This is a genomic window from Nitrospinota bacterium (assembly GCA_016235255.1).
GTDB lineage: Bacteria > Nitrospinota_A > UBA7883 > UBA7883 > JACRLM01 > JACRLM01.
In genome coordinates, this window is sequence record JACRLM010000100.1 from 1 (window position 1) to 15,427 (window position 15,427).

16 protein-coding genes and 2 tRNA genes are annotated in these 15,427 nt (G+C 57.5%); 8 read left to right on the forward strand and 10 right to left on the reverse strand.

Going from position 1 to position 15,427, the window contains the following annotated elements; translation table 11 throughout:
- The first annotated feature begins 363 nt into the window (after nucleotides 1–363).
- Together HZB29_13050 and HZB29_13055 are read left to right on the forward strand one after the other, a co-directional pair.
- Entirely contained in the window at nucleotides 364–2,229 is a 1,866-nt protein-coding gene (locus tag HZB29_13050; protein ID MBI5816527.1) for a PAS domain S-box protein, read from the forward strand.
- 149 nt (nucleotides 2,230–2,378) lie between these two features.
- Nucleotides 2,379–3,554: a hybrid sensor histidine kinase/response regulator gene (locus tag HZB29_13055; GenBank protein MBI5816528.1), complete on the forward strand. Its 1,176-nt coding sequence runs from the start codon at nucleotides 2,379–2,381 to the stop codon at nucleotides 3,552–3,554.
- Between the two features lie 115 nt (nucleotides 3,555–3,669).
- Here the strand turns inward: HZB29_13055 and HZB29_13060 are convergent, their stop codons facing one another.
- Nucleotides 3,670–4,311: a TlpA family protein disulfide reductase gene (locus tag HZB29_13060; protein MBI5816529.1), complete on the reverse strand. Its 642-nt coding sequence runs from the start codon at nucleotides 4,309–4,311 to the stop codon at nucleotides 3,670–3,672.
- A 241-nt stretch (nucleotides 4,312–4,552) separates the two neighbouring features.
- Here HZB29_13060 and pdxA point away from each other — a divergent pair, with 241 nt between their 5' ends.
- Both pdxA and rsmA read left to right on the forward strand, forming a co-directional pair.
- Nucleotides 4,553–5,539 carry a 4-hydroxythreonine-4-phosphate dehydrogenase PdxA gene (gene pdxA, locus HZB29_13065; protein MBI5816530.1) on the forward strand — a complete coding sequence of 329 codons (987 nt, stop codon included), beginning with the start codon at nucleotides 4,553–4,555 and terminating at the stop codon, nucleotides 5,537–5,539.
- Nucleotide 5,540: 1 nt separating this feature from the next.
- The gene (gene rsmA / locus HZB29_13070) at nucleotides 5,541–6,344 is read left to right on the forward strand and encodes a ribosomal RNA small subunit methyltransferase A (GenBank protein ID MBI5816531.1); all 804 of its coding nucleotides are present in this window, start codon (nucleotides 5,541–5,543) and stop codon (nucleotides 6,342–6,344) included.
- Between the two features lie 274 nt (nucleotides 6,345–6,618).
- Here rsmA and HZB29_13075 read toward each other — a convergent pair whose 3' ends face one another.
- The 5 genes from HZB29_13075 to rpsU form a co-directional block, all read right to left on the reverse strand.
- Complete coding sequence (locus HZB29_13075) at nucleotides 6,619–7,053, reverse strand: response regulator (GenBank protein ID MBI5816532.1); 435 nt, start codon at nucleotides 7,051–7,053, stop codon at nucleotides 6,619–6,621.
- Complete coding sequence (locus HZB29_13080) at nucleotides 7,050–7,709, reverse strand: hypothetical protein (GenBank protein ID MBI5816533.1); 660 nt, start codon at nucleotides 7,707–7,709, stop codon at nucleotides 7,050–7,052. The genes HZB29_13075 and HZB29_13080 overlap by 4 nt, the downstream gene beginning before the upstream one ends.
- Nucleotides 7,615–8,973, reverse strand: coding sequence for a HAMP domain-containing protein (locus HZB29_13085; protein ID MBI5816534.1), 1,359 nt, complete (start codon nucleotides 8,971–8,973; stop codon nucleotides 7,615–7,617). The genes HZB29_13080 and HZB29_13085 overlap by 95 nt, the downstream gene beginning before the upstream one ends.
- Nucleotides 8,974–9,078: 105 nt before the next feature.
- Nucleotides 9,079–10,233 (reverse strand): DEAD/DEAH box helicase, encoded by a 1,155-nt coding sequence (locus tag HZB29_13090; GenBank protein MBI5816535.1) that lies wholly within the window; start codon nucleotides 10,231–10,233, stop codon nucleotides 9,079–9,081.
- A gap of 92 nt (nucleotides 10,234–10,325) precedes the next feature.
- Nucleotides 10,326–10,514: a 30S ribosomal protein S21 gene (rpsU, locus tag HZB29_13095; GenBank protein ID MBI5816536.1), complete on the reverse strand. Its 189-nt coding sequence runs from the start codon at nucleotides 10,512–10,514 to the stop codon at nucleotides 10,326–10,328.
- Between the two features lie 238 nt (nucleotides 10,515–10,752).
- Between rpsU and HZB29_13100 the strand changes: the two genes are divergently transcribed.
- Nucleotides 10,753–11,922, forward strand: a complete 1,170-nt coding sequence (locus tag HZB29_13100) for a hypothetical protein (protein MBI5816537.1) — start codon at nucleotides 10,753–10,755, stop codon at nucleotides 11,920–11,922.
- Between the two features lie 26 nt (nucleotides 11,923–11,948).
- On the opposite strand, the gene HZB29_13105 is transcribed toward HZB29_13100, so the two are convergent.
- Nucleotides 11,949–12,023, reverse strand: a tRNA-Thr gene (locus HZB29_13105).
- A 229-nt stretch (nucleotides 12,024–12,252) separates the two neighbouring features.
- On the opposite strand from HZB29_13105, the gene HZB29_13110 reads away from it, so the two are divergent.
- The 3 genes from HZB29_13110 to HZB29_13120 are packed head-to-tail and all read left to right on the forward strand — an operon-like array spanning nucleotide 12,253 to nucleotide 14,453.
- Nucleotides 12,253–12,840 carry a cytochrome c family protein gene (locus HZB29_13110; GenBank protein MBI5816538.1) on the forward strand — a complete coding sequence of 196 codons (588 nt, stop codon included), beginning with the start codon at nucleotides 12,253–12,255 and terminating at the stop codon, nucleotides 12,838–12,840.
- Between the two features lie 4 nt (nucleotides 12,841–12,844).
- Nucleotides 12,845–13,654, forward strand: coding sequence for a biotin--[acetyl-CoA-carboxylase] ligase (locus tag HZB29_13115; protein MBI5816539.1), 810 nt, complete (start codon nucleotides 12,845–12,847; stop codon nucleotides 13,652–13,654).
- Between the two features lie 22 nt (nucleotides 13,655–13,676).
- Nucleotides 13,677–14,453 carry a type III pantothenate kinase gene (locus tag HZB29_13120; GenBank protein MBI5816540.1) on the forward strand — a complete coding sequence of 259 codons (777 nt, stop codon included), beginning with the start codon at nucleotides 13,677–13,679 and terminating at the stop codon, nucleotides 14,451–14,453.
- A 44-nt stretch (nucleotides 14,454–14,497) separates the two neighbouring features.
- On the opposite strand, the gene HZB29_13125 is transcribed toward HZB29_13120, so the two are convergent.
- From HZB29_13125 to HZB29_13135, 3 genes are all read right to left on the reverse strand, one after another.
- Nucleotides 14,498–14,947, reverse strand: a complete 450-nt coding sequence (locus HZB29_13125) for a CBS domain-containing protein (GenBank protein MBI5816541.1) — start codon at nucleotides 14,945–14,947, stop codon at nucleotides 14,498–14,500.
- A 31-nt stretch (nucleotides 14,948–14,978) separates the two neighbouring features.
- Nucleotides 14,979–15,055, reverse strand: a tRNA-Met gene (locus tag HZB29_13130).
- The gene (locus tag HZB29_13135; GenBank protein MBI5816542.1) at nucleotides 15,046–15,183 is read right to left on the reverse strand and encodes a hypothetical protein; all 138 of its coding nucleotides are present in this window, start codon (nucleotides 15,181–15,183) and stop codon (nucleotides 15,046–15,048) included. The genes HZB29_13130 and HZB29_13135 overlap by 10 nt, the downstream gene beginning before the upstream one ends.
- Nucleotides 15,184–15,427: the final 244 nt, after the last annotated feature.

Consider the following 15,427-nt stretch of genomic DNA (forward strand, 5'->3'; position numbering starts at 1 on the left):
GCTAAAGCGGGCTCCATGGGGGGCACAAAACAGTCGTTGTCTGAGCGCAAAGAGGCCGTCAATCCGCAATTACGGGGTAAATGATGGATCAAAACCACGATGCTGGAATTATGCAAAGGTCTCCTTGTAAAGGGGGAGAAACAAAAGCCCGGCCAGCAGGTGATCCGTAATCGCATCTCCGTCATACGGGGGGGGGAACATTTGTCCGTCAGCAACATTGGTCTGTTAGCAACATTGGTCTGGCGATAATTCCTCGGGCGCCTTATCATTTAACCAGGGGAATGACAAAGACGCAGCCAGCGGCGCGGCGTGGATGCCATGCCCTGTTTATATTAAAAATCCTGTCAGGCCGGTTTTGATGACATGGTAAAAAATCCGCTTAAAGCGCTCGTCATAGACGACAATCCCGCCGACGCCCGGTTGCTGGAGCGTTATCTTAAAGATTCAACGATGTGGGAAGTGGAGACCGCATCGTGCGAATCGGGGGCCGATGCGCTGGCGGCCCTAAAGGATTTCCATCCGGAAGTTGTGTTCGTGGACTATATCCTGGGCGCCGAATCGGGGATGGAAGCGATCCGCGTCCTCAAGGCCGCCGGGCTGAAGGCCGCCTATGTGATGCTCACCGGGATGGGGGGCGAAGAAGTGGCGGTGAGCGCCCTGCGCGAGGGGGTGGACGATTACCTGACCAAGGCGGGCCTTACCCCCGAAGTGCTGGACATGTCGTTGCGCCACGTGACGGAGAAAAGGCGCGCCAACGAGATAATCCGCGAGACCAATAAGCTTCTGCAGAACGTCTTCACCACCACGCAGACGTTGCTCGCCTACCTGGACAAGGACTTTAATTTCATAGCCGTCAACCGGGCGTACGCCGAGGCGGACGGCCACGAGCCGGAATTCTACAAGGACAAGAACCATTTTTCGCTTTTCCCAAACGAGGAGAACGAGACCATATTCCGCCATGTGGTGGACACCGGTGAGCCATTTTTAATCTATTCAAAGCCATTTTCCTATCCATTGAACCCGGAACGCGGCGTCACATACTGGGACTGGGAGCTAAAACCGGTCAAGGACGCATCCGGCGCGGTGAACGCCCTTGTGCTAAGCCTTATGAACGTCACGGAGCGGGTGAAGGCGGAAGAGGAGCGGATGCGGCTGGCAACGGCCATCGAACAGTCCGCCGAGGCGATTATAGTCACCGGAGCCGATGGCGCTATCCAGTATGTCAATCCAGCGTTCGAGCGCGTAACCGGCTATACAAAGGCCGAGGCTGTCGGGCAGACGCCGCGAATCCTGAAAAGCGGCAAGCACGGTGGGGAGTTCTACCGCGAGCTTTGGGAGCATATCAAGGCTGGAAACGTGTGGCGCGGTGTCTTTGTGAACAAGAAAAAGGACGGTACCCTTTTCGAGGAGGAGACCACCATATCCCCCATCCGGGGCCCGGGTGGCGATATCATCAATTTCGTCGCCGTCAAGCGCGACGTCAGCCGCGAGGCGGCGCTGCGCAAGGCCAGGGAGTACTTTACGTCCGTGGCGTCCCACGAGCTCAGGACCCCGTTGACCATGATGGGGCTTGTGATGGCGTTCATAAACAACCTCAAGGAAGAGCCCCCGGACCCGCACAAGGTGGACCAGATAAAAAGCGTGCTGGACGAGTCGGTATCCCGGCTGGACAGGATCGTGTCCGCCACGAGCATCCTTTCGGACGTGAGCATACTCGACGCCACCTCGCCCAGGGAGGACGTGTTCATTTTCTACGAGTTGGTCTCCTCCATCCAGTCGGCCCTGGTGATGATAGAGATATCCCACAGGAGCCTGAAGCTGGACGTGAACATAAACCAGCTTTCCCGGGACGCAAAGGTCAAGGGGGCGCCGGAGATGATCCGCAGGGTGATAGACGAGATAATCTCCAACGCCGTCAAATATACCCCGGACGGCAGGAAGATAACCGTCCACGCGGCGGAAGAGGGGGGCTTTGTGGTGGTCACCGTGGCCGACGAGGGGATCGGGCTGCCCAAGGACAAGATCGAGCAGATTTTCGAGCCTTATTTTTCGCTGGAGGACTCCCGCCACCATTCCACCGGCCGGTATAAATACATGGGGGGCGGCATCGGGCTTGGGCTGACAATCGCCAAGCTTCTCACGGAGCAGTATGGAGGCGTCCTGTCCATCGTAAGCCCCGGCGAGAACCTGGGCGCCACAGTCACCGTGCGCCTGCCGCAGGCGAAATAAACGTTGATAGTCACACAGCTCAACGTCACATGTAAACATGGATCACGCGAAGGCTCCGCCGGATGGCCAAACGGGAGCCGTGCACAAAAAGTGCTATAATTCCCCGATGCGCGACAATACATACCTTTTTCAAGCATGCTTTTTCCAAAATGCCTGATATGACCAGCCGGGACGACAGGTCCGTTCTGCTTGATCCACCGGCGCCGGCGGCCCAGGCGCAAAGTCCCGTCATCCTGGCAGTGGACGACGAGGAGAGCAACCTGCTCGTCCTCAAAAGGCCGCTGCAGAAGGAGGGTTACAGGCTCATCACCTCCCTGTCCGGTTCCGAAGCCCTGGACATACTGGCAAAAACCGAGGTGGACCTTGTGCTGGTGGACTGGATGATGCCCGGCCTGGACGGCGCGGAGGTCTGCCGCAGGATAAAGGCCGATCCAGCCCTTTCGCTCATTCCGGTGATTATGATCACCGCCAAGTCCGGCTCCGAAGACCTGGCATTGGGGATGGAGGCGGGGGCGAACGACTATCTGCGAAAGCCGGTGGACAAGCTCGAGCTTATGGCCAGGGTGCGCTCCGGGCTGCGTGAAATGCGGATACGCAAGGAACTGCGGCGCTCCAATGACAGGCTGCGGGAACTGAACAAGATGAAGGACGAGGTGATATCCATCGTCTCGCACGACTTGCGCTCGCCATTGGCCACCATAATCGGGTTTTCGGAGCTTCTGCTGGAAGACAAGGGAAACGCCGCGAACAATGACCTTCGCAAGCCGCTTGAGATCATAAAGAAATCGGCAAAATGGCAGCTTTCACTGGTGGACAACCTTCTGGACGTGGCCAAGCTGGAGGCCGGGGGTATGGAACTGGACAGGACCCAGGCCAAAATCGGGGACATCGTCCAGTCCTGCGCCGAATCGTTCGCCGTCACCGCCTCCATCAAGGAGATCACTCTATCGTTCAACAAGCCGGACACGGAGCCGCAGGCCGGCGTTGATATCATGAAGATAAGCCAGGCGGTGAACAACCTGATAAGCAACGCCATCAAGTTCACACCCAGGGGAGGCACTGTGACGGTGAAGCTGTTTTTCACGGAAACACAGGCCGTCATCAGTGTGAAAGACAGCGGGCCGGGGCTGAATGAAGATGACATGGCCAAGTTGTTCAAAAAATTCCAGCAGACCGGCGTGCGCGCCACCAATGGTGAGAAGGGGACGGGGCTGGGGCTTGTGATCACAAAGAATATCGCGGAACTGCACGGCGGTTCCGTGGACGTCAAAAGCGTTCCGGGCGACGGATGCGAGTTCACCATCACCCTTCCGGCGGCGGAGTGATTATTTTCGTGAGATTATTCACTGCGCGTCCGCTTCGTTCGGAATGACACGCCAGAGGTTGCCATTCAGAGCGTTAGCGAAGCATCTCCCCCCCCCCCAGATACGGAATCCGTATTTACTTCTTCGCCACCTTCGCCGGGCGGCTGACCAGCCCTTCAAACGCGCTCACGATGCCAGGATTGCTCCAGTCCCCCGGGCCGATCAGGTGGTGCAAAACGGTCCCGTTCTTGTCTATCAGGAACGTCTCCGGAACACCGGTGATGCCGTATTCGGCGCTTACTTTCTGCTCCGGGTCGAGGGCCACCGGGAATGTGAGCCCCAGTTCTTTCATGAAGGCGGCCACGTCTTCTTTCTTTTCGTCTATGCTCACTGTGAGCATCACGAAGTCCTTCCCCTTGAAATGCTCGTGGAGCTTCTGCATGGAGGGCATTTCCTCGCGGCACGGCGGGCACCATGTGGCCCATATGTTCAGGAACACCATCTTGCCCCGGTAGCTTGAAAGCTTGATATTCTTCCCGTCCAGGCCCGGCAGCGTGAAATCCGGCGCCGGTTTGCCTTCCATTTTCGACTGTTGCGGCGGCGCAATCTTCGATGGCGCCCCGGCGGGGCCTTGCGACTGCGCCGCCGGAACGTCCAGCGGCTGCAGCGGTTCTTCCCTGTTTTTCTCGATTTTCCAGAAACCTGTGGCAATCACCATCGCCAGCGCCAGCGCGCCGAACGGTATCCACCTTATTTTTTCTTCAGCTATCGTGTTCATTTCACAACTACCATGTTCTATCTGAAAGTTATACGCTTCACCGGGGTCGCCTGACCCCGGTCTTTCTCCACAACAAAAGAACCGTGGTCAGCGACCACGGGGAAGCGAAACTATTAAATCGCCTGGCCCTATCGTAGCGTCGGTGTCCCACCGGCATACCGCCTGGCAGACGGCGCTGCAACTGCTTAAAGTTTATCGGCTTTGGACTTGTGGTTCAACACGATTTAAGTATGATTGAAACATGGCCACTCGTAACAACTTCAAACTGGCGGTGTCATTGGGCGATCCGGCGGGGATCGGGCCGGAGACCGTGCTAAAGGCCTTCCATGTACTTTCCCGGCCTGTCCGCAACGGGCTGACGGTGTTTGGGAACGTAAAATACTTCGAATGGCTGGACCGCAGGCTGAAAACCGGCGTAAAAATCATCGCCCCCGGTTCAAAAGGGGACGGGCTTCGCGTTGAAGACGCGGTGCGGTTCGATTTCTCCCCCCGCGATTTCGGCCTGCACGATAAGCGGTTCGGCGAGGCGTCCATCACGTCCGTGCGATTGGCCACGGAGGCTGTGTTAAAGCATGAATACGACGCTCTTATCACCCCTCCGATCAACAAGGAGTCGGTGAACATGGCCGGCCACAAGGTTCCGGGCCATACAGAGTATCTTGCGGCCCTGTGCGGCGGCGTCCCGGTGGCGATGATGCTGGCATGCCCGGAGCTTGCCGTTGTGGTGGCCACCACCCATGTGGCTCTGCGGGAGGTCCCGTTCAAACTGACGCCGGAAAAGATCGCGGCGTTATTGCGGCTGATAAACGGCTCGATCCATAAGCTTACCCGCAAAAAGCCTCGCATCGCGGTGTGCGGGCTCAATCCCCACGCGTCCGACGGTGGCATTTTCGGTGACGAGGAGGCGCGCATTATCGCCCCGGCCATCGGATCGGCCAGGCGAGAAGGGATAAAAGTTTCCGGGCCTTTTCCGGCCGACACCATGTTCACCCGGAAAGCCCGCCGCAATTACGACGTGGCGCTGGCGATGTACCACGACCAGGGCTTGATACCGGTGAAGACCCTGGGATTCGGCCGCACGGTGAACATCACCCTCGGCCTGCCGTTCCTGCGGGTGTCCGTGGACCACGGCACTGCTTTCGACATCGCCGGGAAGGGGAGGGCGGACGCCGCCCCCATGGCATACGCTATCAACACCGCCATCGGCGCCCTGCGCGGGAGATTTTAATTTGCCCGGGCGCGGCCATACCAAACAGAAAAAGCTAGGCCAATGCTTTCTGGTGGACGATGGCGCTGTCCGGCGTATCGTGGCCGGATCCGGGGTGGCGGCCGCGGACCGGGTACTGGAAGTGGGGCCGGGCAGGGGGATACTCACGCGCGCCCTTCTTCACGCTGGCGGCATTGTCCACGCGGTGGAGCTGGACAGGGAACTATACGATCACCTGAAAAAGGAACTGGGCGCCAATCCCAACCTCACGCTGGAGAAAGGGAACGCGCTGCGGTTCGATTTCGGATCGTTCCCGGCGCCGTATAAAATCATCTCCAACCTGCCGTACTCGGTGTCCGTGGCGCTCATCAAGACGTTCATCGAAAACCGCAGGTATATATCGGAAATGACGCTGATGGTGCAGGCGGAAGTGGGGGAGAGGCTGACAGCCACGGCGGGAGACGGCCATTACGGATCGCTTTCGGTCTTCGTCAATTACCATTGCCGGACGAGCCTTCTTTTCCGGGTCCCACCGGAATCTTTCCGCCCGGCTCCCAAAGTGGAATCCGCGGTGGTGCGTCTGGCGCCGCGCTTAAAGCCTGCGGTGGACGTTCCCGATGAGGATGGATATTTCAGGTTCGTCCAGACAGCCTTTGTCCATCGCAGAAAGACGATTCGCAACAACCTTAAGGCCGTTTGGGGGCACGTGGACAAATTGGACGAAGCGTTCACCGTGACCGCCATTGCGCCATCGTCCAGGCCGGAGGATGTTTCGATGGAAGGATTCGCGGCGCTTTACAGGGAATGGGTCAAGGATAGCAAGTAGCGCCTCTACCGCAAAAGTATCTCCCCCGGAAACAAAAGAACACCGCTTCGCCGTGGCCTGACCACGGTTCCACGCTTTATGAATCCGTGGTCAGCGACCACGGGGAAGCGTTAAGAGGCGGCCACAGAGAAACAGAAAATCATTTTCAACAATGGAATTCTTCTTTGGGAGCGCCACCAGCGCGTTTGCTGTAATCCCGGAAGCCGTCCCCGGCTCGCGCTTTGCTTGGCCGGGGTGACCGCCCTTGCGGGCTACAACACCCCGGACAGCATATTCATTTCGGCGGCAGGCGTACGATTGATATCCAGAAATTCTCTATCGACCGCACCACATGGATGAACTGGTCGAAGTCCAGCGGCTTTGTGATGTAGCAGTTCGCGTGGAGCTTGTATGTGCGCAGGATGTCCTCCTCCGCCGAGGAGCTTGTGAGCACCGCCACAGGGATCATTTTCAGGCCTTCGTCCGCCTTGATTTCGGCAAGCACCTCGCGGCCGTCCTTGCGGGGAAGATTCAGGTCCAGCAAGATAAGGTCCGGCCTTGGAGCGTCCTTGAACTGCCCGGTCTTCCGCAAAAACTCCATCGCCTCCACCCCGTCGGTGACGATGTGCAGGGCGTTCAGCATTTTGACGTCCTTCATCGCCTCCCGCGTCAGCCGCGCGTCCGCGGGATTGTCCTCAATGAGCAGGATGTCTATATTCTTGCTTATCATGACGCTCCTCCAAGTCTTTTGGATATTGTGAAATAAAATACGGATCCATAGCCCGGCTCCGACTCGACCCATATCCTCCCGCCGTGCCGTTCCACCACCTTTTTCGCCAGCGCCAGGCCGATGCCGGTGCCCTCATATTTCGCCATTCCGTGCAGCCGCTGGAAGATGACGAAAATCTTCTCGAAATATTCCTTGGCTATGCCGATGCCGTTGTCCTTGATCCAGAATGTCCATTCGCGTTCATCTTCCTTTCCGCCCACGTGGATGACGGGTTTGTCCGGCCCGTGGAACTTGACCGCGTTGCCGATGAGGTTCTGGAACACCTGCGTCATCTGCAGTTCGTCGGCCATTATATCGGCCAGGCCTTCCCGCGTGATGGTTGCGCCAAAGCTATGCGAAAGCCCGGCCAGGGACGCGATGACACTGTCCACCACAACGTCCGTGCGCATCGGGGCGAAGGGCTTTCCGCGCGCATCCACCCGGGAGAAGGCCAGAAGGTCGTTTATCAGCCTTTGCATGCGGCGCACCGCGTCCGTGACGAACGCTATGTACTCGCCTGCCTCATCGTCGAGCTTGTCCTTGTAACGCCGCTCCAGAAAGCTGGGTGTAGCTTGCGATGGTTCGCAGCGGCTCCTGCAGGTCGTGGGACGCCACATAGGCGAATTGCTCAAGCTCCCGGTTGGACCGCTCAAGCTGGGTTGTCTTGGTCTGCACGCTGTCGAGCATGGAGTTGAAACTTGACGCCAGGATTCCCGCTTCACCTTCGAATGACGGCGAGCGCACCGTAAGGTCCCCTTGCTCCACCTTGCCGGCGGCCTCCGCCAGGACTTCAACGGGATAGGCCAGCCTCCGCGAGATGATCGCCGACACCCAGAGGAAAAGCGCGATCATGAGAACATAGACAACGCCGAGGGTGAATAGAAAGCCGGACGACTGCCTGTGCACCTCGGCGAGGTTTTTTTTGACCACGATACCCCACTTGTCATCCTTGCTGATCGGAATTTGCCGGTATGCGGCGATGACCTCCGTTCCCTTGTAATCATTTGCTATTATCGTCCCTTCCTGGCCTCCCAATGCCAGTGCCATCGGCGTGCCGCCGGGAACTTTGGCAATTTCGCCGATTTTCAGCCCTAACTCTTTGCGCCTTGCGGAAGCGGTGGCGAAAATCTCATGTTCATTGTCCGCCAGCACGATTTCCCCGCCCGATCCGATGTAGGCCGTGGAGTTTGGGATGGTCTCCAGCGCCTTTGCCGGGATGGCGCGCATGACCAGCAAGGCAATAAACTTTCCGTTGGACGGCGATAAGACATGCTTGGTGAAATAAAGCCATGGAACGCCATTGGCGTCGCTGTGGATGCCGGCGTGATAGTCGTCCGCCCCCATTGCCTTCCTGAAAACATCGCTTTGGGCGGCCGATTCACCCTCTTCTTCCGGCAGGGTGCTGACCATTATTGCGCCGTTCCCGGCGTCTATTACCCTGATAGATTCATAAACCCTGTACGACTTGGTGAGAATGCCGAACTGATTCTTGATATGAGAGTAGTTCTTGCCGCGTCGAAACGATCGCAGATCATCGCCTGTAATCCTTTGCCGGCCTCTGAACGCAACGCTCAGCTTCTCAATATGCTCCCTCGTGTCAGGATCGTTTGCCATGACCAAGGCGTCACCATGGCGTTCGTCGAACAGTGTTGCCAGGTCGTGATCGAGCAGGTCGGCGGTGAGGGACAGCGAGGCCTTTTCCTCATTTTCCGCTGCATGGAAAGCCCCTTTGTATTCGGTGAATGGCAGGCCGAACACCTGGAGTATCACCGTGAGGAGCATGAGGATTACTAAAAGCGAGCCGAATGAAATGGTGATTTTAGAACGCAGAGAGCTGGAAATCCCCCCCGCCAGATTGCCGCCGCCGCCGAACATGGACATGATCCTCTCCTGCGCCGCATGGAGAACGGTATAGCTCCACCTGGGATTATTTTATCCGTGAATGGCGGTGAATGATACAAATAATACGGTTAAACGGAAGCTCCGTTATTCCTGGTTGCGCGTGGAGGAGTCCTTCGCGCGGCGGCGGAAATCGTCAAGCAGGTATTTCTGGTCCGGTGTGCAAAGGGTGATGGCCACTCCGGACTTGCCCACCCGCCCAGTCCTGCCGATGCGGTGGACGTAGGTGGAAGGTTCGTCGGGCAGGCGGAAATTTATCACCGTGGAGATGTTGTCCACATGGATGCCCCTCGCCGCCACGTCGGTGGCCACAAGGATGTCCACCTTCCCCTCCTTGAACATCTTCATCACCTTGTCGCGGCGGGCCTGGCGGAAATCGCCGTGGATGGCCTCCACCGAATAATTGGCCCGGCCGAGCTTTTCGGCCACCATGTCCACCTCACGCTTGGTGCGGCAGAACACCAGCGTCTGCCCCTCGCGCTCATGGTCCACGGCGTCCAGCAGCGCGGGCATCCGCTCGCTGTGGTTTATGAAGTGGAATATCTCGTTTATCTTGCCCAAGTCCTCGGCGGTGTCCTTCACCCGCACGATCTTGGGGCTTACCATGTGGTTAAAGGCGATCTGGAGCACCCGGTTGTCTATGGTGGCGGAGAACAGGAAAGTCTGCCTCTGTTCGGGCAGCATCCGCAGTATCTCCTCCACGTCGTCCACGAAACCCATGTCCAGCATCTCGTCCGCCTCGTCGAGCACGGCGGTCTCCACGTAGTCAAGGTTCAATATGCGCCTGTCGTAAAGGTCGAGGATCCGCCCCGGCGTCCCAACCACCACGTGCGCCCCTTTGCGGAGCATCCGCGCCTGGCGTTCTATGGACTTCCCCCCGACAACTTCCACTATGCGGGCCTTTTTAAACTCCCCCAGCTTGCGCATCTCGTCGCGTATCTGGGTGGCAAGCTCCCTGGTGGGCGCCAGTATCAATGCGCGGGGATGTTTGGGTTTGCGGTGTTCCAGCCTTGCAAGCAATGGAACGGCGAAAGCGGCTGTCTTCCCGGTGCCGGTGCGCGCCTGGCCCACCACGTCCAGCCCGCTGAGGGCGTGGGGTATGGTCAATGCCTGCACCGGGGTGGGGGTGACGTAGCCCATTTTCTTAAGCGCCCATTCAAGCTCCCAGCCGAGCTTGAAGTCGGCGAAGCATACCTCCGTGGCGGCGGCGGGCTCTTCTTTCGTGATTTCGTCAGCCGCCATGGTATGGGTGATTGCCCGCAGGCGTATTAATTGTTAAAAGAAGCGGCGAGATGGCCTTGCTCATGTAACAGCTTCAAAGGAGGGGCGGAGGATCAACCGAAACTCCGGAAGACTTTTCTTCGCTTCTTTTCAGCCTCTTTCTGTTTCCTCTTGCGCTTGGCGGAGGGCTTTTCATAGGCTCTGCGTTTCTTCAGTTCTTTCCAGAGGCCGTCTTTTAGCAACTGCCTCTTGAGGGCCTTTAGGGCCTGGTCAACCTGCTGGTTTAGGACTTTAACCTGCAATCTGCGTCTCCATTAAAATAAGCCGGCCATTCCCGGCGTTTAAGTCAGGCGCCAGGCTTTTGCCGCGGCGCCGTTACAATTCGTAAAAATTAGCAATTCTAATGATTTAGCCGGGCAAGGTCAAGCTAAAAAATCCGGATGTTGGAACCGCGCGCGCGCCTCAATTGCCATTCCACGGATTATTAACTATCATATTGGTCAATTTTCAGTTGCGGTAAATCCGGATTCGGCGGCCAAGTTGAAGCAGATAAAGTTCTATTTTATTGCGGCTCTGTTGTTTGTCCTGCTCATAGAGCTGATTTGCCGCGCGATCATTTTCCAGAATCCGTTCATCGGAGTTTCCATCCTGATAAACAGGCTTGACGTGCCGCCTATATACTCAGGAGTCGCCGGAGCCATTGATCCGTCCGTCCCGCTCATCGGCGATCTGCCGCCGAAAACCGATCAATATTCGATAGACAATCCCGAAAGGCCATACCGGATCACTTCAAACAACATCGGAGCAAGGAAGAGCCGCAATATACAGATTCCCAAGCCCGCAAATCTGTACAGGATCTTTTGCGTGGGCGATTCCTTCACCTTCGGCCCATACCTGTCCGGTGACGACACGTATCCGGAACTGCTGGAGCTGATGTTAAACGACGATAAAGCGGCGGAGGTGAAGTATGAGACCGTCAACCTGGGGATGAACGGATACTATTTGAACCAGGAAGCGGACCTGATAATGAACGGGAGCAAGGCGGCCGCGCCTGACCTTGTGATCCTGCAATTGCTCGATAACGACGTCCCCGGATACGCCAACGCACACCAATACCAGTTCCCGCGGATAAAGCATGAGACCGGCCGTTTGCGGAGAATTTATTCTTTTCTGGCCAGGAATGTGGCGGTTGTCAGAATTTTACGAGAGTCGGTGTTTCAGTACATCGTGTGGCGCGAAGGGGCTGTGATCAACCAGACGGGAACGAAGGGCGGCAAAGGCGCGGATCAGGGGGGTAACATCGCCAGCCCGGACGCCCAGTACGACAAGTTCATCGAGTCCTCCTGGTTCGACAAAAGGAGATCCGAGGAACTGGCCGATTATAAAAAACAGAATGAGCATGACTTTGAAAACCTTGTGAAGTTCACCCGCGCCAACAAGATAAGGCTGCTGGCGGTCCTTTTCCCCACGCAACGCACGATAGGCTGGCATCGGTCGAAGAACGATCCAGTGGGCGCTTACTACGAAGAACTGACCCGCAAATACAATGTTGAATTTGTCGATTTGAATTCCCATTTCGCGAAAGAGGAAGACGCAAAATATTATTTCCTCTGGCCATGGAACGGCCATCCAGGTTTGCGAGGGAACGAGTATATCGCCCGGATTTTGGCGGACAAGATTGCCGCTGGAAACGACAAGGGGAATAAATAGAGATGCGCCGTTAACAGGGGCGCTGATGGAGCCGGCGGTGGGGATTGAACCCACGGCCTGCTGATTACGAATCAGCTGCTCTACCACTGAGCTACGCCGGCCAAAAGAAGCTTTATATAGTAGCATATCATTCCGGCTCCCAATCCATTCCCGGAGAAAAAATATTCCCCCGCCAGGAATGCCAGGCCGTCTATATCCATTATCGCCGGTCATGGGCCTGCTGTCATATTGCCTTGTTCCATATGCTATTATTATTAGCGTTTTGAAGTTTGGCCCGGTTTGGAAAAATATCGCGACTTTGAGACTGACAACATGATGGGGAGAACGGGAATGAAGGGGATTAGGCGTTTTATCACGCTGTTGGCCGCTGGCGGCGTGGCGATGCTGTTTTGCGCCGCGCCGGACGCGTCCTCGGCGGCTTTCAACTATGTGGGCAACAAAAAATGCGGGGAGTGCCACAAGGAAATCCTGGCCGCGTGGAAAAAAACCGTCCACGCCAAGACATTCGACCTGCTGGCGCCCAAAAACAGGGCCGATAAGAAGAAAGAGGCGGGATTAAAACCGGCGGAAGATTACCGCAAGGACAAGTCCTGCATGCGGTGCCACGTGATGGGCTGGGAAGCGGGCGGGTATTCATTCGAAAAGCCCTCCGACGACTGGAAAGGGGTGGGCTGCGAGGACTGTCACGGCGCGGCGGAGCAGTGGCTTGCGCTGCATGACAAGAAAGACCTGGAGCGAAGGGACCGCAAACTCAAGCAGGCGGGATTCTTGAAGTCGTTCGAAGGGGCAGGAGGCGGGACATGCGCCGCATGCCATTACAACCAGAACAGCCCCTACAAAGGGCGCGACCCGAACCACGAGCGCAACTGGGCCGATCCGAAGCTCCAGTCCACATATCACACGGTGAAGAAGAAGTAGCGCCGTGTTCAAAATTCAGGTATTCGCGGAGAATCTGCGGACGCGGACGATGGGTATGAAGCCCGTCCATCTGCCGGAGGTCGGCTCCACTTCCGATTGGATCGCGGAAAGATTGTCCACTCATGGAGTGGAGCGGCTTGTGGCCGTGGCGGAACGCCAGACCAATGGGAAGGGGAGGGGAGGCCGGGAGTGGGTCAGCCCTCCATTCGTGAACGTGGCCGCGAGCGTTGCGTGGAAGATGCCGGGCAGTGTGGACCCGCCGGGGCTTGTGACCATCGCCGCAGGAGTGGCGCTGGCAGAATGCGCGCGGGAAGTGTGCGGGGTGGCCGCGATGATAAAGTATCCCAATGATCTGTATGTCAACGGACGCAAGGCGGGAGGGATATTGACCGAGCGCAAGGTGTGCGGGGCGGATGTATGGGCGGTGATAGGCGTTGGCGTCAACGTGAACACGGAGGCCTGGATGTTCCCGGAGGATATCGGCGCGCGGGCAACCTCGCTTATGATCGAGGCTGGCAGGCCTGTGTTGCGCGAAAAACTGCTGGCTTCGTTCGTGAACAAACTTGAGGAGCGGCTCGATTCGCTGGCCAACAGCGGGCTGGACGGAATTCTGGAGCGCAGCCGCCAACTGTCGTGCGTGCTGGGGCATGAAGTCACCGCCGAGGACGCCGGGGAGACGGTGCGCGGCGTGGCGGTGGACATAGACAATTCCGGCGCGCTGCTTGTGAAGACACGGGACGGCGTTGTGCGCAGGATCATTTCCGGCGAGACGAGCGTTTGCGCCCAAAACATCCGGCTGGCCGTTTCCACATGAACCGGAATTGCGGACGAGCGAAATGAAATCACACCTGCTGGCCATTGACATCGGGAACACAAACATCGTCATCGGCGTCTATTCAGGCGAAAAGCTTGTGGCCCACTGGCGGATGATCACCAAGGGGCGGCGCACGGAAGACGAGATGGCGGTTACGGTTGGCCAGTTTTTCGCCATGGGGGGCCTTTCGATGGACATGATCAAGGACGCTGCGATCTCATGCGTCGTGCCGCCCATACTCCCCGCGATAACCCGCTTTTGCGAAAGGTTCATCGGGCGCGATCCGCTGGTGATCGGGCCGGGGATAAAGACCGGCGTTTCCATAAACGTGGACAACCCGCGGGAGGTGGGGGCAGACAGGATAGCCAACGCCGCCGGGGCTCTGGTGAAATACGTCCCGCCGCTCATCATCGTGGACTTTGGGACGGCGATCACCGTGGACGCGGTGTCCGCCAAATCCGAATACATTGGAGGGGCGATTGTGCCGGGGGTGCGCCTTTCGCTCAACGCGCTTTATCACCACGCGGCGAAACTGCCGGAGGTGGAGTTCGCCGAGCCCCCCTCGGTGATCGGCAGGAACACGATCCATTCGATGCAGTCCGGGGCGTTTTTCGGCTATGCCAGCCTTGTGGACGGGATAGTGGAAAGGATGAAGCCGCAGCTATCGCCCAACGCGAAGGTGATCGCCACCGGAGGGGAGGCGGCGCTTGTGGCGCCTGCGTCAAAGACCATCGAGGCGGTGGAAGAACACCTGACGTTGGAAGGGTTGCGGGCGATTTACGCGAAGAACAGGGAGTAGCCAGACGATATTTTCCAGCACGGCTTCCCCGTGGCCGCCCCGGTCTACCTGATTATCGCCTTGATAATGTCCAGCTTGCCGATGATTCCCACGATCCCTCCACCGCGCACGACGGGGAGCAGATGCACCTTTTTTTCGGACATGATGGTGGCCACGTCCTCCAGCGGCGTGTCCTCGTTCACCGTCACCACCTTGGGGCTCATGATGTCCTCCACGCGGGAGCCGAGCATCTTTTTGATCTGCCCCTGAAGGTCAAAATTCCCCTCGAACGCCAGCACTGCGTCGAACAGGGTGACAACCGTGGGCAGGTGGATATGCTTGTGCTGGTCCACAAGGTCGCTCTCGGTGACGATCCCCAGCAGCTTTCCACTGGCGTCCACAACGGGCGCGCCTGAAATCTTTTTCTCAACGAAAATCGCCGCCAGCTCCCGCACGGATATATGCGGCGGCACGGTGACGGGATTGGCGGTCATGATGTCTTTTGCGGTCGTCATATGTCACCCCCGGTGTTGGATGTCCAAGTAATGGTAGCGGAGGAGGGACTCGAACCCCCGGCACAGCGGATATGAACCGCTTGCTCTAACCGGCTGAGCTACTCCGCCATCTTTCCGCCGTCTTTCCCTTTGTCCGCCTTGCCTTCTTCCGGGGCCGGTCTTTCAACCTCCGGCATGTTCACGTCCCGCGTGTATTCCCGGCAATGAAGCTCGGAGCTTTCGGCCGCGAACTTCATTTTGCAAGTGGCCCGCCATGCGCATACGGCGCATTCCTTAGCGGACATCGGAAAGCCTTTTATTATAAAACATCGTCATGTCCTGTCAACGGCGATTAACTATCCGCGAATTGCCTCATATTAAAAGTAACCGAAGAATTAGGCGAAAATGATTCGATGCCTCATGTTTCATGTAACCGAAGGGAGCATGGAATATGGGCAAAAGCGCCAGAAAAGAATACCTTGCGAAAATCAAGGGCCGCTA